Here is a 23263-nt window from a genome sequence, read left to right as displayed (position 1 = left end):
AATACTGATATGACGCAAAACATCAGACGCGCTATCAGGCCCGATACTTCACGCCGGGAAACACGCACAACATTTCATACGCCAGATTGGCCGCCACCAGCGCCGTGGTGCCGGCTTGGTCGTAGGGCGGCGAGACTTCGACGATATCGGCGGAAGCAATATTCAGGCCTTTGGCGCCGCGAATGATCTCCATGCCCTGCTGCACGGTCAGGCCGCCGATTTCCGGCGTGCCGGTGCCGGGCGCAAACGCCGGATCGAGGCCGTCGATGTCGAAGGTCAGATAGACCGGGCCGTCGCCCATCTGCGCACGCACTTCTTCCATCAGCGGCGCGAGCGACTTGTTCCAGCACTCTTCGGCCTGCACCACGCGGAAGCCCTGGGCCCGGCACCAGTCGAAATCGTCGGCGTGATAGCCGGTGCCGCGCAGGCCGATCTGCACCACGCGCTGCGGATCCAGCAAGCCTTCTTCGAAGGCGCGGCGAAACGGCGTGCCGTGGGCGATCTTTTCGCCGTTCATCGTGTCGTTGACGTCGGCGTGGGCGTCGACGTGGATCAGGCCGACCTTGCCGTATTGCTTGTGAATAGAGCGCAGGATGGGCAGCGTCATGGTGTGGTCGCCGCCCATGCTGATGGTTTTGCAGCCGGTGGCGTAGATGCGGTCGTAGGCTTCCTCGATCATGCGCACCGAGTCGAGCAGGCTGTAGGGGTTGAGCGCGACGTCGCCGATATCGGCGACCTTGAGCGAATCGAAGGGCGCGGCGCGCGTGGCCATGTTGTAGGGACGCAGCAGCACCGATTCAGTGCGGATCTGGCGCGGGCCGAAACGCGTGCCGGAACGATTGGAGGTGCCGATATCCAGCGGCACGCCGACGAATGCTACGTCCAGGCCGGCCGGATTTTCGACATAGGGCAGCCGCATCATGGTGGCAATCCCCCCAAAACGGGGCATCACATTGCCGCCCATGGGCTGATACAGTGCATGTTCCATCGATACGCATCCTTGTAAATGGAAGTGGTTTTATGCATTGTAGCGACGGACTTTGGAAACAAATATGCGTATCTCGCGACGTTTGCATCGATCTGGATCGATGTATAGACTGAGGTCTTTTCCGCTCTGGTAACCGCCATGCTCAACAACGTATTCGATCTGGATATCCGCCTGATACGGGTCTTTCTCACCGTGGTCGACGCCCACGGCGTGTCGGCCGCGCAATCCAAGCTCAATGTCGGCCAGTCCACCATCAGCGCCCAGTTGAGCGCGCTGGAAACGCGGCTCGGCTATCGCCTGTGCGAACGCGGCCGCGCCGGTTTCCGGCTGACCGCCAAGGGCGAGAAATTCGCCGACTCGGCGCGCCGCATGATCGAGGCGCTGACGGAGTTCGGCATGGAGGCGCGCAATCTCGACAAGAAGCTGGTCGGGCGGCTCAGCATCGGCCTGATCGGCCACACGCCGACGCACCAGAACACGCGCCTGTCGGAAGTGATCCGGCGCTTTCGCCAGCGCGACGAAGCGGTGCGGCTGGACATCGTGGTGCGCACGCCGAGCGAACTGGAAGAGATGCTGATCAACGGCAGCATCCAGGTGGCGATCGGCTATTTCTGGCGGCGCGTGACGGCGCTGCAATACACGCAGCTGATGCTGGAGCGCCAGGTCGCCTACTGCGCGCCGCCGCATCCGCTGTTCTACAAGGAAGAAGAAATCGAGCCGGAAGAAGCCGCCGGCTACGCCTGGGCCTGGCGCGACTACCCGGTGCCGCCGGGCCACGTGCCGATCCACCGCCGCAACATCATGGCCATGACCGGCAACATGGAAGCGATGTCCATCCTGATCCTGTCAGGCCAGCACCTCGGCTACCTGCCGGAAGAAATGGGCCGCGAACACGTCGCGCGCGGCGCCATGAAAGCGCTCAACCGCACCGAGCTGTCGTACGAAGTCGGCATCAGCGTGGTGACCAACCGCGCCAATGCCAACGAGCCCATCGTGGCGGCGTTCCTGGAAGACCTGAAGTCGGTGCAGTTGTAGCGGCGGACTACGCCGCTGCGATCTTGCGCGCCAGCGGCAGCCACAGCGTGAAGCGCGTGCCGCCCGCGTCCGAATCCCAGGCGACCGTGCCGTCGACCGCTCTGGCGCGACGCTGCTGATTGTGCAGACCGCGTCCTGCCGCGCTGTCGAGCGCTTTCGCGATGTCGAATCCCTGGCCGTTGTCTTCGATGACGACCGATACGCCCGCGCGGTCGTGCGCGGTGCTCACGCGGATGCGGTCGGCGCGGGTATGGCGCAGGATGTTGGCGATGCTCTCCTGCACGATGCGCAGGATGTGCAATGCGCTCGATGGCTCCAGCCAGGACAGCGTCGGCAATTCCTGCACGTCCCACACCAGCGTGATGTTGCTGCCTTCGAAACGCGGTTCGAGACGGAAGCGCAGCGTCGCCAGCAACAGCAGCAGATCCGCTTCGACCGGCTCCATCGAGTCGATGGTGAGCTTGAGATCGTCGAGGCAGTCCTTGAGAATCTGCGACACCCTGGCGTCGCTGACGCCGCCGTGCTCCACAGAGCGGATGGCGCTGATGAGCGATGAGCCGAGGCCGTCGTGCATGTCCTGCATCAGGCGCTGGCGTTCTTCGCTGATGGTTTGCCGCTGGGCCGCCTCGCGCAGCAGCCGGTGGCTCTTCTCCAGCTCGGCTTCGCGCGCCTGCAGGCGTTGCGCCAGGCTGGCGTTGATCTGCTCTACCTCGGCGATGGCGTTGAGGTAGCGCCGGTACATCAGTCCGCCGAACATGGCGAAGGTGACGGCGTTGGTATATGCGCCGAGGAACCAGCCTTCCGGATTGACGACATCGTTGTGCAGCAGCCAGTCGGACATGCCGAGCAGCACCGCCACGCCGACGCCGCTGACCAGCAGCATGGCGTCGCGCGAACGTCCCCACGACGCCTGCGCGCCCATTGCGCACACCAGTATCCCCATCAGCACGGTAACCGCATACATGAAGGGCACCATCAGCGAGGTGCTCGGATACACCGGCAGGATGCCCAGCGCCGGTATCGACAGCACGCTGGCGGCGAGCGTGACGCCGGTCAGCGTACGGGTCAGCCAGGTCAGCGGACGGCCGTGCAATTGCCGCAGGAACAGATGGACTACCGTGAGCAGCCATAACAAGGCGTTAGCGGTCAGCCAGGCAAACCAGTCGGTCACGATGGGCAAGCTCACGTAATAGTGCAGATGACCGACGAAAGAAACCGCCGCGAGATTGAAGAACAGCAGATAGCGCATCTCATGGCGGCGCCGGAACCAGACGAACAAGGCAAAAATCCCCACCGCCATGAAGGCGGCGCTGAGCGTGGCCGGCAGTTCGCGCTGCAGCCATTGGCGCAGGTAATAGCGCCCGCGCAATGCTTCGGCGGTGCCCACCCACAGCGACGACAAGCCCACCGGCGTCTCGGGAAGATGCTCCACGCGGATCAGGATTTCCTTCAGCGGCGCGTCGCCGTCGTGCTGATCGAGCGCGAACCACAGCGGCGTGAACAGGCTGTTCCACAGTTGCCCGCCCTGCTGCGTGCGATACGTCAGCCGGCCGTTCGCATAGACCGCCACCGTGCCGTCGGTCTTGATGCGGATGCCGTACAGCACCAGCGGCCCGGCAGGCAGCGGCCCCGTGACGGGCAGCCTCAGCCAGGTCGTACGGATAGCCGCCGCGCCGGCCGTCGTCGCTGGCGGCGGCGCAACCGGCAACGCCGACGGCAACATCGCGTGCTGCCAGGATGGCGGCAGGCTGCTGCTGTCCATCGTCAAGGGCGGCGCCGAGAAACCATGGCCGTCCGCATCCTGCCAGTCCACCTGCGTCAGATGCAGGCCGGCCGACGTGGCCTCGCCGTCTCCGCCCTGCACATACCAGGCGCCGACGGCGATCAGCAAGGCCAGGGAAACGGCGAAAAGCGCATTGGCAAACAGGCGGGGCGAAAGTATTTTCATGCGGGCATTATTACCGAAGAAATCAGGACCGGGCGGAATGCCGTTCAGTCGGGCAGCAAGCCCAGCGTCCTCGCTTCGTAGATGGCTTCCGTCTTGGAGGTGACCTTGAGCTTGCTGTAGATGCGGCGCACGAAGGTGCGCACGGTGAAGGGAGACAGCTGCATCAGCTTGGCGATCTCCTGCGCGGTGAAGCCGCGGGTGATGTAGTCGAGCACTTCCTTTTCGCGTGCCGACAGCAGGACCTGGGCTTCTTCCTGCCCGCGCGCGCCGGCGCCGCGCTGGTCGGCTGCGGCGGAGGCGGCAGGTGCGGATGCAGGTAAAGCCGCGCCGCGGAAACGCGCCAGCACCTGGCGCGCAATGATGGGACTGATGGGGCTGCCGCCGCTGGCCAGGCTGCGGATTTCGTCGATCATCTTGGCCGGCGAACTGTCCTTGAGCAGATAGCCGGCAGCGCCAGCTTCAATCGAGCGCATGACGTGGGTCTCGTCGCCGAAGGTGGTGCTGACCATGATGTTGCAGCTCGGCCATTGCGCCACCGCCGCCACGATGACGTCGATGCCGGAGCCGTCCGGCAGGCCGAGGTCCACCAGCAGCACGTCCGCCGGCGGCCCCTGCAGCATGGCGAGTCCTTCCGCACGGGTGCCGGCCATACCCGCCAGCAACATGTCCGGCGCAGCGCCCACGGCCTTGCTCAGCGCATCGCAAAAGCCGGGGTCGTCCTCGACGATGGCGACGTGGATGACGGGCAGCACGGGAATGTCGGTGATGGATGACGGCATGGGAGGGCCATTGTACGCCGGGATATCGCCGTCCCAACGCCGATGCTTGTAGCACATTTGTTCTACAGACAAGCGCCGGCGGCAGTTCTACAGTCTCGTTCATTCATGATGCCGTAGAGGAATAATTCAAAATGCAAGGCATGATCACAACGCATCGCTCCGCGCACGCGATCAGGCGCGATGCACTGCTGGACGACATTCGCAACTACATCAAAGACCGGCTTGATCAGGAGTCGCTCACCCCGGCCGCCATCCAGGCGGCGTTCCAGCTGTCCCGCCCTACCCTGTATCGCCTGTTCGAAGCGGAAGGCGGCCTGATGGAATACATCCGCAACTGCCGTTTGCGCGAAGCCGCTGCCGAGATGATCGTTTCGCCCCAGTGCACGATCATGGACATTGCCTACGGCGCCGGCTTCAACAGCGCCTCCGACTTCTGCCGCGCGTTCCGCCGCGCCTACGGCATGACGCCGCGCCATTTCCGGCAATGCCGGCTGGCGCCGCCGGGCGCCCATTCTTCCGCCCACTGCGCCGCATCCTGACGTCGATGCCGGTTCGTCAACATTGCGCTGCCGGTTTTCCTCTCTTTCACAAAAACCGCGCATTTTCCGTACAAAAAATGAGACAGGCGGTTAAGCCGCGAAAGATTTCTCTGCCACAATCTTCGCGGCAGGCAAAAAAGACCTCTTAAAACGCAGCAAGGGAACAGGCGCAGCCTGGCGGGCAGATTGCGGGAGACATGGACACGGGCGTCGCGCAGCGCGACCGCCGTCGGCAGGGCATCGCCCTGCGCCAACCCATTCAGAGGTCTTATGGAACAGACATTACCGACCGCAGAATTCCTGCGCTACATGCCGGACGTGGCATTGTGCGAACGCTCTCTGCGCGAACTCAACTTCGCCTGGCGCCTGATCGAATCCACCGCAAAAATGGTCTGCCCGGTGGAAGCCAAAAGCATCCTGCCGACCATGAAGGTGACCCGCGAAGGATTCAACAATCTGGAGCAGCGCCTCATCGCCAACCTGGTCCGGCAGAACATCGCCAAGTCGGTGCAGGAAATCGACTTCAAGGCGCAGGTCGTCATCGACATCGTGGTGCGCAACCTGTTCGAGCGCACCGCCGACGTCGGTTTCCTGGCGATGGACGACGCCATCCGCGCATTCATCCTCGACCGCGAGCGCGGCCCTGACGACAGGGACAATATCGTCGCGCGCCTGCGCGCTTATCGCGACAAGTACACCGTCTACGACGAGATTCTGATCCTCGACACCGAAGGCCGGGTGCTCGCCAATCTCGACGGCAACAACGACGTCAGGCACTCCTTCGATCCGCTGATCGCGCAGACGCTGAAGTCCGACCGCTACGTCGAAACCTTCGCGCAGTCCGATCTGCGCGACAGCGGCGAACGCGCGCTGATCTATTCGCACAAGATCGTCGACCCGGCAGACGGCGAAGCCATCGGCCTGCTGTGCCTGTGCTTCCCGATCGCGGTAGAAATGAAGGACGTCTTCGACGGCCTGCGCAAGGCCGCCGACCGCTCGGTGATGCTCATGCTCGACGATGCCGGCTGCGTGATCGCCAGCAGCGATGCGGAACACATTCCCGCCGGGCGCACCGTGCCGCTGGCGCTGGAGGACGACTACCAGATCGTGGTCTACGCCGGCCGCGAATATCTGGCCCGCACCTGCGCGGCGCGCGACTACCAGGGCTACGGCGGCCCCGGTTGGTACGGCCACGTCATGATCCCCTGCGAAACGGCGTTCCGCCAGCAAGGTACGGACGTGCTCGCCGGCTACGACCCGGCCATGCTTGCCGGCGTGATGTCGCATGCCAAATCGTTTTGTCCGCCGCTGCACGACGTCACCATCATGGCCGAGTCGATCAATCACTCGCTGCGGCGCGTGGTGTGGAACGGCAAGATCATGTCGGCCGGAGAAGACCGCGACCTGCTGCGTCTGAAAGCGATTTTGCAAGAGATCAGCCAGACCGGCGACGAGACCAGCAAGATCTTCCGCGAGTCGATTCAGGATCTGTACGCCACGGTCATCTCGTCCAGCCTGCAGGACATGCAGTTCATCTCGCGCCTGATGATCGACATCATGGACCGCAACCTGTATGAACGCGCCAATGACTGCCGCTGGTGGGCGCTGACGCCGGACATTCGCCGCATTGCAGCCGACCGCCGGCGTAGCGAACAGGACCGCGCGCGCGTCGCGCAGATCCTGGAATCGATCAATGCGCTCTACACCGCTTATGCGCGGCTGGTCGTATTTGACGCCAACGGCGCCATCATCGCCGCCTCCGATCCGCATGGCGACGGCCCCGACATGAACGGTCGCAGCATGGACGAACTGCTGGTGCGCAAGACGCTGCAACTGACGGACAGCCAGGCTTACTGCGTTTCACCGTTCGAACCGACCTGGCTGTACGGCGACCGTCCGACTTATGTGTATTGCGCGGCGATCTTTCATCCCGACCACGAGGGACAAGCGGTGGGCGGCATCGGTATCGTGTTCGACGCCGAACCGGAGTTCCGCAACATGCTGTCGGCGTCGCTGCCGGAACAGGACCAGGCCTTCGCCGTCTATACCGACCGCAGCGGCCACGTCATTTCCAGCACGCATGCCGGCTATCCGCCAGGCAGCGTGCTGCGCACGGACAGCAGCGTGACGGAAATCGCCAACGGACTCAGCGCCGCCGCCATCCGCGTGCACGACAGACAATACATGGTGCTCGGCCACACCGCCTCGTTCGGCTATCGCGAATTCAAGAACGCCGACAGCTACGTCAACGATGTCATCGCCATGGTGTTCGTGCCGATCGGTGTGCAAGACAACGTCGCCGCCGTCCGGCACGGCGATACAGTACCGCTCGAAGTCGCCCGGCACAGCGGTGGCGCGCGCGAGTACGCCACCATCCTGATCGACGGCGACATCTTTGCGATGCCGGCATCGAGCGTGGTCGAATCGCTGGAAGCGGAACGCATGCTGACCGCGTCGACCCTCAAACCAATGATCGCCGGCGCGCTGAACTACCAGGACAACAGCGGCGGCGCGTCGTCCTTCGTGCCGGTGATCGACATGCGGCAGCTGCTCCATCCCGGCGCGCAAAAACTGGAAACGGCCAGGGAAATCGTCGTGGTCCGCCATGGCCGCCATACCCTCGGCCTGCTGATCGACGATCTGCACAACGTCATGGAATTCGGCGCCGCACAGATCGACCCACCGCTGCCGATGTTCGGCAATCGCGCCAACTATGTCTGCAACATCATCCGCACCGCCAACCCGGGACAGATGGTGCAGGTAGTCGATATCGAGAGCATCGTGCGCAATGTGTTTGGCGGCAACGTCGCGGATTTTTCTTGCGAAGAGACGCCGGGCGGCAAGAAAATCGTCGTCAGCGACGCCGTGTAGCCAGGCTGTCGCTGCAGTTGTCCCGGCCGCGCTGCTGTCGCTAGTAACCCGCCGCAGCATCCAGCTGCTGCGTCATCCAGGCGATGAAATCGCCCTGCATCTCGGCATTGAGTTCGTGGCCGGCGGGGTATTCGCGATAGGCGGTCGGGATCTGATGTTCGTTGAGCAGGCGCCGCGCATTGCGTGCGTACTCCACCGTCAGCTTGTTGTCCTGCACGCCGTGCGAGACGCAGGCGCTGCTCTTTCTCAAGGACTCCGCACCCGCGATCAGCGGAGCGATCTCGGGCAGGATGCGGCCGCTCAGGATACCGAAACCCGCCGCCTTGTCCGGCCGCGTCAGGCCGACGCTTGCGCTCATGATGCCGCCTTGGCTGAAACCGGCGATCCAGACTTTTTCCGGCGCGATGCCGTAGGCGGCCGGCAAACCATCGATGAACGCGACCAGCATGTTGCGCGACGCTTCCGCCTGCGCCGGATCGATCACCGGACCGGCCGCCGTGAAGCTGACGTTGAACCAGCCATGCTGGCCAGCTCCGAAAGCGAGCGGCCCGCGCGGCAGGATCACGGTCAGGCGCGGATCCTGCGCCTGCGCAAACGCGGCGAGATTGGTCTCGTTCGAGCCGACGCCGTGCAGCAGCAACAGGCAGGCGCCTTCTCCACCGGCTGCAGCGCGGTGCACCAGATGGTGCAAGGGCAGGCCGTGATCGTTGGATGTGCTGGAGGAGGCGTTCATGATGATCCTGTGATGAGTGTGAGTTCACTCTAACGGGATCGCTGCTGGAAATAAATACTGTCCAATGCGACGATTTGTTTTGTTATCCGTGACAATCGGCAGCGCCGTCTATTCCCCCCGCAAACAGTTTGGTCGCTGCCGAGCACAGCCGCATTCATCACATTCCTCGCATTCATGACGTGGCGGCATGAATGAAATGACGACAAGGCCATGTCATCACGCCTTCCCAGCGCCTATCATCCGCCGCATCGCGATGGATTTTCGCTGCCGGCGCTGCGCCGGAAGTACCTGTTCAGACAGGCGTACTTTTACTCTCACCTGATGGAGTCGACATGACACACAATCTCAGCCGCCGCAGTATGCTCAAGGGCGCCTCCGGCCTGCTCGCCGCCACGACGCTGGGCGGATTGCTGAGCGGCCGGGCCGCTGCACAAAACGCGCCTCAGGCCGTGCGGGACAACTACGTGCCGGACCAGGCATTTGCAGCGATCGACCGCGTGCTGGAACAGGCGGTCGACAACAAGACGGTGGCCGGCGTGGTCGCCATGGGCGCCACCGACAAGAGGATGATTTACGAAGGCGCCTTCGGCAAGGCCGATGTCGATGCCGGCACGCCGATCTCGATGGACAGCGTGTTCTGGATGCTCTCCATGACCAAGGCCATCACTGCGACGGCCTGCATGCAGCTCATCGAACAAGGCAGGCTGAAGCTCGATCAGCCGGCCGGCGAAATTCTTCCCGAACTCAAGTCACCGATGGTGCTGGAGGGCTTCGACGCCGCCGGCAAGCCGAAGCTGCGTCCTGCCAGACGCGCCATCACCGTGCGCCATCTGATGACCCACACTTCGGGTTACACCTATCCGGTCTGGAGCAGCGACATCCTGCAGTACGAAAAAGCCACCGGCATGCCGGACATCGCCTATTCGATGAACGGCGCCTTTGCCGCACCGCTGGAATTCGAGCCCGGCGAACGCTGGCAGTACGGCATCAGCCTGGACTGGGTCGGCAAGCTGGTTGAGGCGGTCACCGATCAGTCGCTGGAAATCTACTTCCGCGAAAATATCTTCGACCCGCTCGGCATGCGCAACTCCGGCTTTCTCATCGGCGGCGCGCAGAAGAAACGCGTGGCGACCATGTACAACCGCCAGCCGGACGGCTCGCTCAAGGCGGCGCCGTTCGAGATGAATCAGCGTCCGGAATTTTTCAGCGGCGGCGGCGGGCTGTTCAGCACGCCGCGCGATTACATGGCCTTCCTGCAGATGCTGGTGCGCGGCGGCAGCTTCAACGGGGCGCGCCTGCTCCAACCTGAAACCGTGGCGTCGATGTTCAGGAACCAGATCGGCGACCTGAATGTGGTGGAGATGAAATCGGCGCTACCCGCCTATTCCAACAGTTTCGACCAGTTCCCGGGCATGCCGCATAAATGGGGCCTGTCGTTCGACATCAATACGCAAGCGGGGCCGCACGGGCGCAGCGCCGGCAGCGGCAGCTGGGCCGGATTGCTCAACTCCTATTTCTGGATCGATCCCGTCAAACGCGTGACCGGCGCCATGTTCACCCAGGTTCTGCCGTTCTACGACGCGCGCGTGGTCAACCTGTGGGGACAAGTGGAAGAAGGCATATACGGCGGCCTGCGCCGCAGCTGATCAGTTGAATTCTTCAAACTGCGGCAACTGATCGGTGATGGTGAACCACGGCGCCTTGGACCCGACGAAGATATGCGCCGTCGGCCGGATCGCCGGCGTGTCGACCAGGGTGCCGAGCGTGACGTGAACATAGGCGCCGTCACGCACCAGCGAATACAGCAGCGAGCCGCATTTGCCGCAATGGGCGTCGTGCGCTTCGTGTTGCTGCGGAATGCCGTCGCCGCCGAAGCTATGCAGGTGTTCTTCGCCCGCCGTGATGCGCAGCTTGTGGGCTTCGATGCCGGCGAACGGCTTGAAGGCCGAGCCGGTGGCGCGGCGGCAGTTGGAGCAGTGGCAGTTCAGCGCGTACTGAAAGCTGTCTTCCACCGCATAGCGCACCGCGCCGCACAGGCACATGCCGGCGAGCGTGCGCGGCGGATTGTCAGTGGGAGTTGTCATGCGATACCCCTGATGAAAACGTCCTAGTTCAGCGACTGCCAGCCGCTGGCGTGCGTCTCGCTGCCGCTTTCCGCCCAGCCGCCATAGATCGTATTGCCGCCCTCTTCCACCTTGCGCGGAATCGTCACGGTGAAGACCGTGTGGCCGTTGGCCGACTGCACGCCGATCTCGCCGCGATGGGCAGTGACGATCTGTTCGACGATATACAGACCGAGGCCGAGACCGTCGCCGTGTCCTTCGCGACGGTGGCCGCCGCGGAAGGGATTGAAGATGTCCGGCAAAATTGCCGGCGGTATGAGGCCGGCATTGGCGACCGAGAACACGACGGCATCGCTGCGGGTGCCGTCGATATGCACGCGTACCGGTTCGGCAGGGTCGCCGTGGCGGCCGGCATTGCCGATCAGGTTGGCGGCGACTTGCGCCAGACGGTCGGCGTCCCACTCGCCGGCGGCGTCGCCTTCGGCATGCACGTCGATACGGCAATGCGGGAAGCCAGCCTGGTATTCCTGCACCACGCGCTGCACCACGTCGTCCAGCCGCGCGCTGTTGCGCACCAGCGCGATACCGCCGGCCAGGCGCGCACGCGCGAGGTCGAGCATGTCGTCGATCAGGCGGCCCATGCGCTTGCCGCTGTTGACGATCTGCGCCGTGGCTTTCTGGTTGATCTCCTCTTTCAGCGAGCGTTGCAGCAGGGTGGCGGCGGTGAGGATGGCGCCGAGCGGATTGCGCAGGTCGTGGCCGAGGATGGCGACGAACATTTCGTTGAGGCGCAAAGTTTCCGTGCGCTCGCGCAGTTCCAGTGCGAGCTGCTGCTTCTGGCGATACAGCTGGAAGAACACTTCGGCCTTGTTGCGCAGGATGTGCGGTTCGATCGGCTTGTACAGGAAATCCACCGCGCCGCTTTCGTAACCCTTGAACAGGCGGCGTTCGTCGCGCACGCCGGCCGTGACGAAAATCAGCGGCACGTGGCGCGTGCGCTCGCTGCCGCGAATCAGTTCGGCCAGCTCGAAACCGTCCATGTCGGGCATCTGCACGTCGATGAAGGCCAGCGCCACATCGTGCGCCAGCAGGTACTCGAGAGCTTCGAAGCCGGAGCGCGCCTGCAGCAGTTCAACATCGTCGCGCCTGAGCAGGGCCGATAACGCCAGCAGGTTTTCGTCGAGATCGTCGACGAGCAAAAATTTCACGCGGGGCAACATATTGTCCTCTTTAGTTTTATGCATTGTTTTCTCCGCGAGGCAGGGTCGCCAACAGCGCGGCGATCTGTTGCAGGGTCATGATCGCATCAACCGCGCCCTGCTGCAAAGCCAGCTCGGGCATGTACGGCGCCTGCGCATCTTCAGGCTGCTGCACGATGGTCATGCCGCCGGCCCGGCGCACCGCCTGCAAGCCGGCTGCGCCGTCGTGATTGGCGCCGGTAAGGATGATGCCGAGCAAGCCTTCGCCGTACTGGTCCGCCGCCGACTCGAACAGCACGTCGATGGCCGGCCGCGAAAAATTGACCGGCTCGTCGCCCGACAAGGCCAGCTGCGGGCCCTGGTCGATCAGCAGATGATAATCCGGCGGCGCGAAATAAATCGTCCCCGCCTCGACCGGCTCCTTGTCCTGCGCCTCGCGCACCGGCTGGACGCATTTGGGCGTGAAGATGTCGACCAGCAGGCTGGGCCGTTCGCGCGGCAGATGCAGCACCACGAAGGTCGCAGCTGCCGCGCCGCGCGGCAAGGCCGGCAGCAGCGTCGACAGCGCCTCGACGCCACCGGCCGAGGCGCCGATCACGATGGCGGCGATGCGGCGTTCAAGTTGAGTGGCGCCGTTCATAGCGGATTCTTCTTCTGAAAAATACGGTCTTCGCGCACAACCTCGTCGAAGGCCTCGGCGTGGCTGGAAAAACGCAGCGATTCTTTCGCGCCCAGCCCGAGAAAACCCTTGCGGCACAGCGAGTCGCGGAACAAACCCAGCGCGCGCTCCTGCAACTGGCGATTGAAATAGATCAGCACATTGCGGCAGGACACCAGGTGCATTTCCGCGAACACGCTATCGGTCGCCAGACTGTGGTCGGAGAACACGATGTGCTGGCGCAGCGTCTTGTCGAATACGGCGCGGCCATAGCCGGCGGTGTAGTAATCCGACAGCGAGCTCTTGGCGCCGCTCTTCTGGTGGTTGCTGGTAAAACCCGCAATCCGTTCCAGGTCGTAGACGCCGGCCTCGGCTTTTTTCAGCGCGGTCGGATTGATGTCGGTGGCGTAAATCAACGTGCGTTCCAGCAGGCCTTCTTCGCGCAGCAGGATGGCCAGCGAATACACCTCTTCGCCGGCGCTGCAGCCGGCCACCCAGATCTTGAGCGACGGATACGTGCGCAGCAGCGGAATCACCTTCTCGCGCAGCGACAGGAAATAGCCCGGGTCGCGGAACATCTCGCTGACCTGCACCGTCAGGTATTCCATCAGTACCGGGAACACATCGGGATCGTGCAGCACCTTGTCCTGCAGTTGCGACAAAGTTTCGCAGCGGAAGCGCGTCATCGCCGCCACCAGGCGGCGCTTCATCGACGCCCCGGCATAACCGCGAAAATCGCAGTGATACTTGAGGTAGATGGCATCGAGCAGCAACTGCATCTCGATGTCGAAATGGCGATTCGGCATGCGCGCTCCGGCTCCGGTCTCTGTCTTTGTTCCGATGTTTACTTTGGCATCCATACGCGCACCAGCGACAGCAGTTTTTCAACGTCGAGCGGCTTGGCGATGTAATCGTTGGCGCCGGCCGCCAGGCACTTTTCCTGATCGTCCTTCATGGCCTTGGCGGTCAGCGCGATGATCGGCAGCTTCTTCCATTCCGGGCGCTTGCGGATCTCGCGCATGGCGGTCATGCCGTCCATCTCCGGCATCATGATGTCCATCAGGACCAGGTCGATGCCGGCGCCCGGCGCGGTCTGGCTGCGCTCCAGCGCGGACAGCGCCTCGATGCCGTTGCGGGCGATCTCGATTTTCATGCCCTTGGGTTCGAGCACGCTCGACAGTGCGAAGATGTTGCGCACGTCGTCTTCCACCACCAGGATGCGGCGGCCTTCGAATACCGTCTCGCGGTCGCGCGCGACTTTGAGCAGGCGCTGGCTTTCGGCAGGCAGGGTGGTCTCGACCTGATGCAGGAACAGCGTGACTTCGTCGAGCAGGCGTTCCGGCGAGCGCGCATCCTTGATGATGATGGAGCGCGAGAAGCGGCGCAGCTTCTGTTCTTCTTCCGCCGCCAGCGAGCGGCCGGTGTAGACGATCACCGGCGGGAAGGAAACGTCGTCCTGCTGCGCCATCTTTTCCAGCAGCTCATAGCCGCTGAGGTCGGGCAGGTTCAGGTCCATGACCATGCAGTCGAAGGTGGTCGCCTGCAATTGCGCCAGCGCGTCGGCGGCAGTTTCGACGCCGACGATGTTGATGTCCTGGCTGCCCAGCAGCTGGCGGATGCTTTCGCGCTGGCGGGCGTCGTCTTCCACCACCAGCACGTGATGCAGGCTCTGCGAGAACTTGGCTTCGAGTTTTTTGAAGGCGTCCACCAGCTCCTTGCGCTGCACCGGCTTGAGCGCATAACCGACGGCGCCGCGCTCCATCGCTTCCTGCACATAGTCGGCGACCGAAACCACGTGCACCGGGATGTGCCGCGTGACCGGGTTGCGCTTGATCTGGTCGAGCACGCCGAGTCCCGAGAAGTCGGGCAAATTCATGTCGAGCACGATGGCGTTGGGGTGATACAGGCCGGCGGCGGCCACGCCTTCGTTGGCGGAATGCACGACGATGCACTGGTAGCCCATCTCGTGCGCGAGGTCGCGCAGGATCAGCGAGAACGCCATGTCATCTTCGATCACCAGGATGCGCCGCGAGTTGGATTCCAGCCGGCTGCGATCGTCGTCGACGGCGCCCGGCTGCGGTGAAATCGCGGTGCTGCGCGGCGCCGCCTCGGCCAGCGCAGCCGGCAGGGATACCGGCGCGGCGCTGTGCATGGTCTTCGGCATTGACGGCAATGATGGGGATGCCGACGCTGCCGGCAACACCGGCGCATCCAGGGCGCCGGGGCGCGTCTGCACGGCGTCGGCGGAATACCTCGCCGGCAGGATCAGCGTGAAGATGCTGCCCTCGCCCGGCTTGCTCTGCACCTGGATGTCGCCGCCCAGCAGGCGCGCCAGATCGCGCGAGATCGACAGGCCGAGGCCGGTGCCGCCGTATTTGCGGTGCGTGCTGCCGTCGGCCTGGCGGAAGGCTTCGAAGATGAAGTGATGCTGGTCCTGCGCAATGCCGATGCCGGTGTCGCGCACCGAGAACGCCACCTTGCCGGCGGCGGCCGGATACATGGTCAGCGTGACTTCGCCCTTGTCGGTGAACTTGAGCGCGTTGGACAAGAGATTCTTCAGGATCTGGCCGATGCGCTGGATGTCCGTCTCGATGTGCGCCGGCGCGCCGGCTTCGATGAGGGTCTTGAAGCCCAGGCCCTTTTGCTGCGCGGTCGGCTTGAAGCTGGCTTGCATGTCGTCGGCCAGTTTGATCAGCGCCACCGGCTCGGGCAGGATGTCGATCTTGCCGGCTTCCATCTTGGACAGGTCGAGGATGTCGTTGATCAGCGCCAGCAGATCGTTGCCGGCCGAAGAGATGGTCTGGGCGAAACGCACCTGCTCGCCGGTCAGGTTGCCGTCCTTGTTGTCGGCCAGCAGTTTGGCCAGGATCAGGGTCGAGTTGAGCGGCGTGCGCAGCTCGTGACTCATGTTGGCGAGGAACTCGCTCTTGTACTGGTTGGAACGCTCCAGCTCGGTGGCTTTTTCCAGCAGCACATCCTGGGCCTTGGACAAATCGTCCTTTTGCGCTTCCAGCTGTTGCGCCTGTTCTTCGAGCTGGGCGTTGGTTTCTTCCAGTTCGGCCTGCTGCGTCTCGAGACGGAACTGCGAGGTCTTGAGCGCCTGGCTCTGTTCTTCCAGTTCTTCGTTGTTGACGCGCAGTTCTTCTTCCTGGGTCTGCAATTCTTCGGCCTGGCGCTGGGTTTCTTCCAGCAGTTCTTCCAGGCGGGTGCGGTCCTTGGAGGAGCGCACGGCGACCGCGATCATGTCGGCGACGCCCGACAGGAAGTTCAGCTCGGCCACCTTCAATGTGCGGAAAAAGCCCAGCTCCGCCACCGCCTGCACGCCGCCGTCGATGCTGGCCGGCACGATCAGCAGTTCCAGCGGCTTGGCTGCGCCGAGGCTGGACGATACCGGCAGATAGCCGCCGGGCACGTCGCGCACGTGCATGGCGCGGTTCTGTTTGGCAGCCTGGCCCAGCAGGCCGTCGCCGGGCTGCACGCGGGCATGGGTGTTGTCGGCCGTCAGCGCATAGCCGCCGAAGCGGTGGAATTCGCCGCCGCTTTCCTGAATGTAGATCGCGCCGACCTGGGCGTCGAGATACTCGGCCAGGAAGGCCAGCGCGTTGCCGCCCAATACCTCCAGCCGCTGTTCGCCCTGCAGACGCTCGCTCAGGCCGATCTGGCCGACGCGCATCCAGACCTGCAATTCGCGCGCGCGATAGTCGCGCGAGGTCATCGCCGCGGCGATCGCAATCAGCACCAGCAACAGCACCGAGCCGCCCCAGGTGACGGTATTGGACAGGGTAACGGCGCTGCGCCATTCGGCCTGGCGGTCGGCGAGCAGGTCGCGCTCGTGCGTTTCCATGCGGTCGACCAGCGTGCGCAGGCGGTCCATCGCCAGCTTGCCGCGATCGGTGCGCACGACTTCCAGCGCTGCTTCGCTGTTCTTGGTGCGGCGCAGGTCGATGCTCTCCGCCAGTTCATCCATCTTGACCTTGACCAGCGAGTCGATGGCGTCGAGCCGCTGCAGCTGCTCCGGGCTGTCGCTGACCAGCCTGCGCAGCTTGGCCAGTTCGCCCGGCAGGGAGGCGCGGGCATTGATGTAGGGCGTGAGATAACTCTCGGTGTTGGTCAGCAGATAGCCGCGCTGGCCGGTCTCGGCATCCTTGAGCGCCGACACCAGCAGCTGTAGCTGCTCGCGCACTTCTATCGTGTGCGACACCAGCGCCGCGGTGTTCTCGCGTGTCTGCAACGAACGGTAGGAAAACAGCGCGATCAGGATCACCGCCAGAATGGCGACGGCGAAACCGACCAGCGGTCCCGGCGGCAGCGGCGGTCCACTCACCGGCCCGCGGCCGTGAGCTTGCCCCGATGGCGTTCGTTCATCAGTTTGCATGGCGGAACCTGGCACGGCGAACTCCGTAATAAAGATAAATGCTGGAAAGAGAAGGTGACCGGGTGAGATGGCCACCAGAAGAGATTCTTATATTTCTTTTAGGAAATCGCAAAAAATTATACTAGATTGCTTGGCGCGGAATGACCGGCATTCTGCTCTCGGCAGGATGACTACGCACGCTGTTTTTCGCAGGCAAATGCGAGCAGGCGCGCGATTTTTCCGGCCTCAATGCAAGACCGCCACCTCGCCCGTCCAGCCCCCGGTTCGCCGCGCGATCACCAGGCATTCGCCGTCGCCGGGCGCGTCAACGATCAGCTCGCCGCCGGCCCAGAAGGCGCTGCGGCCGACCGCCTGCCAGTCGCCGGTCGGGCCGCCGTGGTTGGCCATCAGCACGCCGATGCCGTAGCGGGCCGAGTAGCCCTGCAGCATGCTGGCTTCCGACGCGTAACCTTTATCGGTCACCATGACGCCGGCTGCGTACAGCGCCGCTTCATCCGCTGCGGCTTGGGCGACGTGCGCCGGCTGCGAAACGTCGGCGCAGATCGCCAGTGCGACGCGCGTGCCGGCTACCTCGCACAGATTGCTTTGCCGGCCTGGGCTGAACAGCTTGTTCTCGTCGCCATACAAATGTTGCTTGGCGTAGAACGTCGGTGCACCAGATCCACCCAGCAGCACCGCGCCAATGTGGGGCAAACCTCCATCCTCCGCCGCCAGCGGCACGCCAACCACCACCGTCATGCCGAGACGCTGCGCCTGCAGATGCAGCGGCGCCAGCATGGCGTCGTCCGGACGGATCGCCAGCGAGCGCGCTACGTGCAACGCGTAACCGGTCAGAGACAACTCGGGAAAGACCAGTAAATTGACGCCATGCTCGCCGGCCTGTGCGATGGCTTTGCCGTGCCGTGCGATGTTGGCGGACATGTCGCCGGTTACCGAAAGGGTCTGTGCCGCCGCGATCGCGAGTGAGGTCATGGTCTGTTCCGGAATGACTGCAAAGTTGAAGTGTGAAATGAAAACATCGGCCGCGCCGGCATCAGCCCGGCAGCATCGGCATGCGAAACGTGAACGTGGTCTGCGCCGGCTCCGACGCCAGCGTCAGCTGGCCGCCATGGGCGCGCGCGATCTCGGCGGCGATGAACAAGCCCAGCCCGAGGCCGAGCCCGTTCTTTTCCTTGCGGTCGCCGCCGCGCACGAAAGGCTGGAACAGGCGTCGCTGCACATCGGGTGCAATCGGAAAGCCTTCATTCCGCACCTGCAGTTCGAAATGCCCGGCGTCGCCGATCACCGTCACGGCGACGGCGCCGTTGCGCGCGCCGTGCGTGAGCGCGTTGGACAGCAGGTTCGACAGCATCTGGCAGATGCGCGCGCTGTCGCAATGGATGGGTGCGGAGAGCGCGATGTCAGCGTGGATTTCGCGTTCGGGCCAGACCGCACCCAGCTCGGCGATCACCATTTCCAGGTCCTTGCGCAATGCATTGTCGGCGGTCTTGTCGAGTACAAAGCCGCCGCCCAGGCGGGCCCGCGAAAAATCCAGCATATTGTCCACCAGGCCGGAAATGCGCTTGGCGCTTTGCTCGATCTGGGTCACGGTCTTCTGGCTCTCTTCCGAGGCGCGGGCGCGCAGCAGGCGCGCCGCCAGCGTGATGGCCGTCAGCGGATTGCGCAGGTCATGCCCGAGGATGGCGATGAACTGCTCGCGCAGGTCGGCCGCCTGCTGCGAGCTGAGCAGCGCCGCTTCGCTGGCTTCGGCGCGTTCGAGATTGTCGAGATGCGAGCCGATCAGTTGGGCGAACAGCTTGAAGGTATTGATGACTTCCTCGGTTTGCACCCTGGCCGGATTGGGATCGATGGCGCACAAGGTGCCGAAGAATTCATTGTTGCGCCAGAAGATGGGCACCGAGATGTAGCTCTGCAGGCCGTACATCTTCGGCGTGTGATGATTGCAGAAGCGCGGGTCCTGGGCGACATGGTCGATGGCGACCAGTTCGTGGCTGTCGCGGATCTCGTCGCAGATGGTGGTGTCGACCTTGAGCTCGCCGCCGACGCCCAGGCCGAAGGCGATCTTGTCGAGCACGCCGGCGGCGATCCAGCGTTCTTTGGTGACGCGCGCCACCGCGGCATAGCCCATGCCGGTGGTGCGGCAAACCACGTCCAGAATCATCGGCACGGCGTCGATGCGGGCCACCGACGCCACCTCGGCTTGCAGTTCTCGTTCTTTCTGTTCCATCACGGCCAACGGGCTCCCTGATTCCCTGTGTAGTTTGATGTAATCGGCATGCCCGACGGTATGTCAGCTTAACCGAAAGTGTCGGTCAAATGTTGCCTGGAATGGCGGCGGGAGGCGGTTTGTAGGACAACGCCTGACAACGCGACGCAACGGTTTGGCAAATGCGCAGTTGTTCAGGCTTCGGTGTAATCGTTGATGGCGCGCCGGGCGATGCTCAGCGCGGCGTCCAGTTCCGCCGCCTTGACCTTGCAGTCGGACGCGGAAGCGGGAGTCGCATCGGCGCCGGACAGCAAGCCTTCCAGCTCGCCGGCAAGACGATGCACGTCGGTCAGCGCCAGCGTGCCGGCGCTGCCGCGCAGCTTGTGGGCCAACGTCCTGGCCGGGGCCAGCTCGCCGGCCTGGATGTGCGCGAGGATGTCGCTGCCGGTTTTTCCGTATTGCTCGGCGAACTTGCCGAGGAATTTGCCGTAGACGTCCTTGCTGCCCCAGGCTTCCAGGCCGACGGCGACATCGAGCCCGGGCGTGGCGCTGGCAGCGGTCTCGATGATGGTCGGAAAGGTGGTGATGACGCTGGCCGAGGCGTAGGCCGGTTTGGCCTGGCGGCGCCGTTCCAGTTCGTCGGCCGACAGGTGCGCGATGTGCTGGCGCACCACCGAGATAATCTGGTCGACGTTATAAGGCTTGGACAGGAAACCGTTCATGCCCGCCGCCATCGCCGCCTCCTGCTGCGCCTTGAAGGCGCCGGCCGTCAGCGCGATGACCGGCAGCGCGGGCAGCTGCAGGGTATGGCGGATCTCGTGCGTGGCGGAGTAGCCGTCCATGACCGGCATCTGGATATCCATCAGCACCAGGTCGACGCCGTCAGGATGTTCGCGCAGCCAGTCGACTGCTTCATTGCCGTCGCCGACAGCGATGACCTCGGCGCCGTCGGCTTCGAGGATACGCTTGGCGACTTCGCGGTTGATTTCGCTGTCGTCGACCACCAGGATGCGCACGCCGTTGATACGGTCGTCGCCGGCGACGATGGGAGCGCCCGCCTTGTCGGCGCCGGTCCCCGCTTTTATCCGCGTACTGCGTTCGCCGCCGCGGCGCTGGCGCACATGGACGATGGTGTTGTACAGCGTCGAGGGCGTGACCGGCTTGGTGATGACGGCGTCGAGCAGTTCAGCGTCGGGCGAGGTCATGACGTCGTCGCGTCCGTAAGCCGTCACCATGATCACGATCGGCGGCTGGGAGTGCGAGGACGACGCTTCGCGGATCGCCCTGGCCGCTTCCAGGCCGTCCATGCCGGGCATGCGCCAGTCGAGCAGGAAGATGTCGTAGCCGAGGTTGTGGCGCAGCCGCACCATGGTTTTGGAAATCGCGTCTTCGCCCGACTCCACCGTATCGACCTGCCAGCCCATGGACTTGATGGTGTCGGCCAGCACGGCGCGCGCGGTGGCGTTGTCGTCGGCCACCAGCACTGTGAGCGGTCCTTCCAGCGGCAATTTCTCGGCGGCATGCGGCATGATCTGGAACGGCAGCATGAACCAGAACTGGCTGCCCTTGCCCGGTTCGCTGACCACGCCGATTTCGCCGCGCATCAGTTGCACCAGATGGCGGCAGATGGTCAGGCCCAGGCCGGTGCCGCCGTAGCGTCGCGTGGTGGAGGTGTCTTCCTGGGTGAAGGCGTGGAAGATGTCCTGCTGGCGGTCTTCCGGGATGCCGATGCCGCTGTCGGTCACGGCGAAGCGCAGCATGACCTGGTCGTCGACCTGGCTGACCAGGGAAACGTGGATACTGATCTCGCCGCGCGCGGTGAACTTGATGGCGTTGCTGGTGAGATTGGTGAGGATCTGCTCCAGCCGCAAGGCGTCGCCGTACAGATGTTCGGTGCCGACATCGTTGAAGCCGACCACCAGTTCCACGTCCTTGTCGCCGATGTTGGGCGCGGTGACGTTGACGACGTTTTCCAGCACGGCGCTGAGGCGGAACGGGACGTGCTCGACCTCCAGCCGCCCCGCTTCGATCTTGGAGACGTCGAGGATGTCGTTGATGATGCCCAGCAGCGAGTGGCCGGCGGTGATGATCTTGCGCACCAGGTCGCGCTGGTCGGCGTTGAGTGCGGTTTTTTCCAGCAGATAGGTCAGCCCGAGCACGGCGTTCATCGGCGTGCGGATTTCATGGCTCATGTTGGACAGGAAGCTGCTCTTGGCGCGCGTGGCCGACTCCGCCCGCGACAGCGCCAGTTCGAGGTTGCGGTTGGCGTCGAGCAAGTTCCTGGTTTGCTGCTCGACCAGGCCTTCGAGACGCTGGCGGTACTGGGTCAGTTCCTTTTCCAGGCGCTTGCGGTCAGTGATGTCGCGCGCGATGTAGGACGTGCCGACGATATTCTTCTCGCCGTCGAGGATGGGCGAGATCGTCACCGAAACGTCGAGCAGACGGCCGTCGCGGTGCCAGCGCGCGGTTTCGTGGTTGACCACGGTTTCGCCCTGCATGGTCTGCGCGGTGAAGCGGCGCGTTTCTTCGTTCTTTTCGGTCGGCACCAGCACATAGATCGACTGGTTGATCATCTCGCGTGCGAGATATCCGAACACTTTTTCCGCCCCGGGATTCCAGCTGTTGATGAGATCGTCGAGGCCGGTGCCGATGATGGCGTCGTCCGACGACGCCACAATCGAAGCCAGCATGGAGCGCGTCTCCTGATGGCGCAGCAGGTCGGCCACGCGCTCTTCGCTGGCGGCCAGCTCGGCCTCGGCCTTGAGCCGTTCGTGCACGGCGGCTTCGCGGCGTTTGCGATGCACCGCCAGTTGCCAGCTCAGCAAGGCCAGCGCCAGCAGGATCAGCGCGACGAACCAGGCCAGCCGCATCAGGATGCGGTGGCTGTCGACGATCACGCGCTTTTGCGGCAGGAACAGCGCCACGGTCCAGGGCGATTGCTGATGCAAGCCGTAGCGGCCGGTGTTGCCGTCGATGTCGACGCGCTGCCATGACCAGATGCCGTCGTCGCCGATGACATTGCCGGTCGGCCTGGCCTGCATCTGCGTCCAGATGGCGGGATAGTCGCGTTTGAGGCTGTCGTCGCGCTTGAACATGAAAGCCCATTCGTCGGCGGTATTGGTGCTGTAGAGCCAGAAGCCTTCGCCGTTGAGCAGCATGGCGCGGTTGACGCCGCGTTCGACCTGATTGGAGAAACGATCCAGCAAGGGCGTCATCAGCAGATTGATGATCAGGATGCCGCGCGCCTGGCCGCCGCTGGTAAACACGGGAACCGCCAGCCGCACGGTAGGCTTGTGCGGCACCTCGATCCTGCCGTTTTCGATATTCAGATCCATCGGCGAGATCAGGATCTCGCCGCGCGGCAGCGTCATGGTGTCGGTAAAGTACGGCCGCTCCTTCTTGTTCTGCAGATTTTTTTCTGCGACCAGCATCGGCCCGGTGCTGCCCATGTTCAGGCGTACTTTTTCCATGCCGTCCTGATCGATCCAGCGCACCTGGTCGTAGTAGGGATTGCGCAGCATCAGCGTGGAAAAACTCTCCGCCATGGTGGCCAGGTTTTCCGGCGTCGGATCGTTGACGGCGCGCGCGATGGGCGGTTCGCCGGTGAGAATGCTCAGATGGCGCAGCGGCGCGTCCAGGTCATTGGTCAGCGACGCCACGCCCAGCGCCACACGTTCGCGCTGTTCCAGCTGCAGGCGATTCAGTTCGGCATCGATGCGACTGTGATAGAGGAAAGCGGCCGCGGCCAGCACCATGGCGGCCAGCGGCAGGAACTGCGCCAGAAAGTAATGCTGATTCCCCTTCAGCCTGCGCATGCGTTCTCCCGATGGAAACACTGGCCCGGAGCTCAATGGCGGCAGCGCCGCCGA

The 23263-nt window shown here is 63.8% G+C and carries 16 protein-coding genes; 4 read left to right on the top strand and 12 right to left on the bottom strand.

The window, feature by feature from the left end; all coding sequences use genetic code 11:
- Positions 1-34 precede the first annotated feature (34 nt).
- On the bottom strand, positions 35-988 hold the full coding sequence (gene speB / locus AKL25_RS14050) for an agmatinase (RefSeq protein ID WP_050478316.1): 954 nt from the start codon (positions 986-988) through the stop codon (positions 35-37).
- A gap of 138 nt (positions 989-1126) precedes the next feature.
- Between speB and AKL25_RS14045 the strand changes: the two genes are divergently transcribed.
- A complete protein-coding gene (locus AKL25_RS14045) occupies positions 1127-2023 on the top strand; it encodes a LysR family transcriptional regulator (protein WP_050478315.1) in 897 nt (298 codons plus the stop codon).
- A 7-nt stretch (positions 2024-2030) separates the two neighbouring features.
- On the opposite strand, the gene AKL25_RS14040 is transcribed toward AKL25_RS14045, so the two are convergent.
- Together AKL25_RS14040 and AKL25_RS14035 are read right to left on the bottom strand one after the other, a co-directional pair.
- Positions 2031-3971 (bottom strand): sensor histidine kinase, encoded by a 1941-nt coding sequence (locus AKL25_RS14040; protein ID WP_050478314.1) that lies wholly within the window; start codon positions 3969-3971, stop codon positions 2031-2033.
- A 44-nt stretch (positions 3972-4015) separates the two neighbouring features.
- Positions 4016-4750: a response regulator transcription factor gene (locus AKL25_RS14035; RefSeq protein ID WP_050478313.1), complete on the bottom strand. Its 735-nt coding sequence runs from the start codon at positions 4748-4750 to the stop codon at positions 4016-4018.
- Between the two features lie 131 nt (positions 4751-4881).
- Between AKL25_RS14035 and AKL25_RS14030 the strand changes: the two genes are divergently transcribed.
- Positions 4882-5289: a helix-turn-helix transcriptional regulator gene (locus AKL25_RS14030; protein WP_050478312.1), complete on the top strand. Its 408-nt coding sequence runs from the start codon at positions 4882-4884 to the stop codon at positions 5287-5289.
- A gap of 270 nt (positions 5290-5559) precedes the next feature.
- Positions 5560-8160 carry a chemotaxis protein CheW gene (locus AKL25_RS14025; protein ID WP_050478311.1) on the top strand — a complete coding sequence of 867 codons (2601 nt, stop codon included), beginning with the start codon at positions 5560-5562 and terminating at the stop codon, positions 8158-8160.
- A gap of 40 nt (positions 8161-8200) precedes the next feature.
- Here AKL25_RS14025 and AKL25_RS14020 read toward each other — a convergent pair whose 3' ends face one another.
- Positions 8201-8893: an alpha/beta hydrolase gene (locus AKL25_RS14020; protein ID WP_050478310.1), complete on the bottom strand. Its 693-nt coding sequence runs from the start codon at positions 8891-8893 to the stop codon at positions 8201-8203.
- A gap of 332 nt (positions 8894-9225) precedes the next feature.
- Between AKL25_RS14020 and AKL25_RS14015 the strand changes: the two genes are divergently transcribed.
- A complete protein-coding gene (locus AKL25_RS14015; protein ID WP_050478309.1) occupies positions 9226-10539 on the top strand; it encodes a serine hydrolase domain-containing protein in 1314 nt (437 codons plus the stop codon).
- Here the strand turns inward: AKL25_RS14015 and AKL25_RS14010 are convergent, their stop codons facing one another.
- The 8 genes from AKL25_RS14010 to AKL25_RS13975 all read right to left on the bottom strand — a co-directional run bounded on the left by AKL25_RS14010 (position 10540) and on the right by AKL25_RS13975 (position 23209).
- On the bottom strand, positions 10540-10977 hold the full coding sequence (locus AKL25_RS14010; protein WP_050478308.1) for a GFA family protein: 438 nt from the start codon (positions 10975-10977) through the stop codon (positions 10540-10542).
- 23 nt (positions 10978-11000) lie between these two features.
- The gene (locus AKL25_RS14005; RefSeq protein ID WP_083444712.1) at positions 11001-12200 is read right to left on the bottom strand and encodes a hybrid sensor histidine kinase/response regulator; all 1200 of its coding nucleotides are present in this window, start codon (positions 12198-12200) and stop codon (positions 11001-11003) included.
- A complete protein-coding gene (locus AKL25_RS14000) occupies positions 12193-12795 on the bottom strand; it encodes a chemotaxis protein CheB (protein WP_050478307.1) in 603 nt (200 codons plus the stop codon). Before AKL25_RS14000 ends, AKL25_RS14005 begins: the two co-directional genes overlap by 8 nt.
- Entirely contained in the window at positions 12792-13619 is an 828-nt protein-coding gene (locus AKL25_RS13995) for a CheR family methyltransferase (RefSeq protein WP_050478306.1), read from the bottom strand. Before AKL25_RS13995 ends, AKL25_RS14000 begins: the two co-directional genes overlap by 4 nt.
- Before the next feature lie 38 nt (positions 13620-13657).
- A complete protein-coding gene (locus AKL25_RS13990; RefSeq protein ID WP_050478305.1) occupies positions 13658-17188 on the bottom strand; it encodes a response regulator in 3531 nt (1176 codons plus the stop codon).
- A gap of 225 nt (positions 17189-17413) precedes the next feature.
- Positions 17414-18160 carry a carbon-nitrogen hydrolase family protein gene (locus tag AKL25_RS13985; protein ID WP_050478304.1) on the bottom strand — a complete coding sequence of 249 codons (747 nt, stop codon included), beginning with the start codon at positions 18158-18160 and terminating at the stop codon, positions 17414-17416.
- A gap of 61 nt (positions 18161-18221) precedes the next feature.
- Positions 18222-19415 carry a GAF domain-containing sensor histidine kinase gene (locus tag AKL25_RS13980; protein WP_050478303.1) on the bottom strand — a complete coding sequence of 398 codons (1194 nt, stop codon included), beginning with the start codon at positions 19413-19415 and terminating at the stop codon, positions 18222-18224.
- Positions 19416-19588: 173 nt separating this feature from the next.
- A complete protein-coding gene (locus AKL25_RS13975; protein ID WP_050478302.1) occupies positions 19589-23209 on the bottom strand; it encodes a response regulator in 3621 nt (1206 codons plus the stop codon).
- Positions 23210-23263 lie beyond the last annotated feature (54 nt).

The sequence above is a fragment of the Herbaspirillum rhizosphaerae genome (genome assembly GCF_001189965.1).
Classification (GTDB): Bacteria; Pseudomonadota; Gammaproteobacteria; order Burkholderiales; family Burkholderiaceae_D; genus Herbaspirillum; species Herbaspirillum rhizosphaerae.
This window is presented reverse-complemented; position numbering and strand designations above follow the sequence as displayed.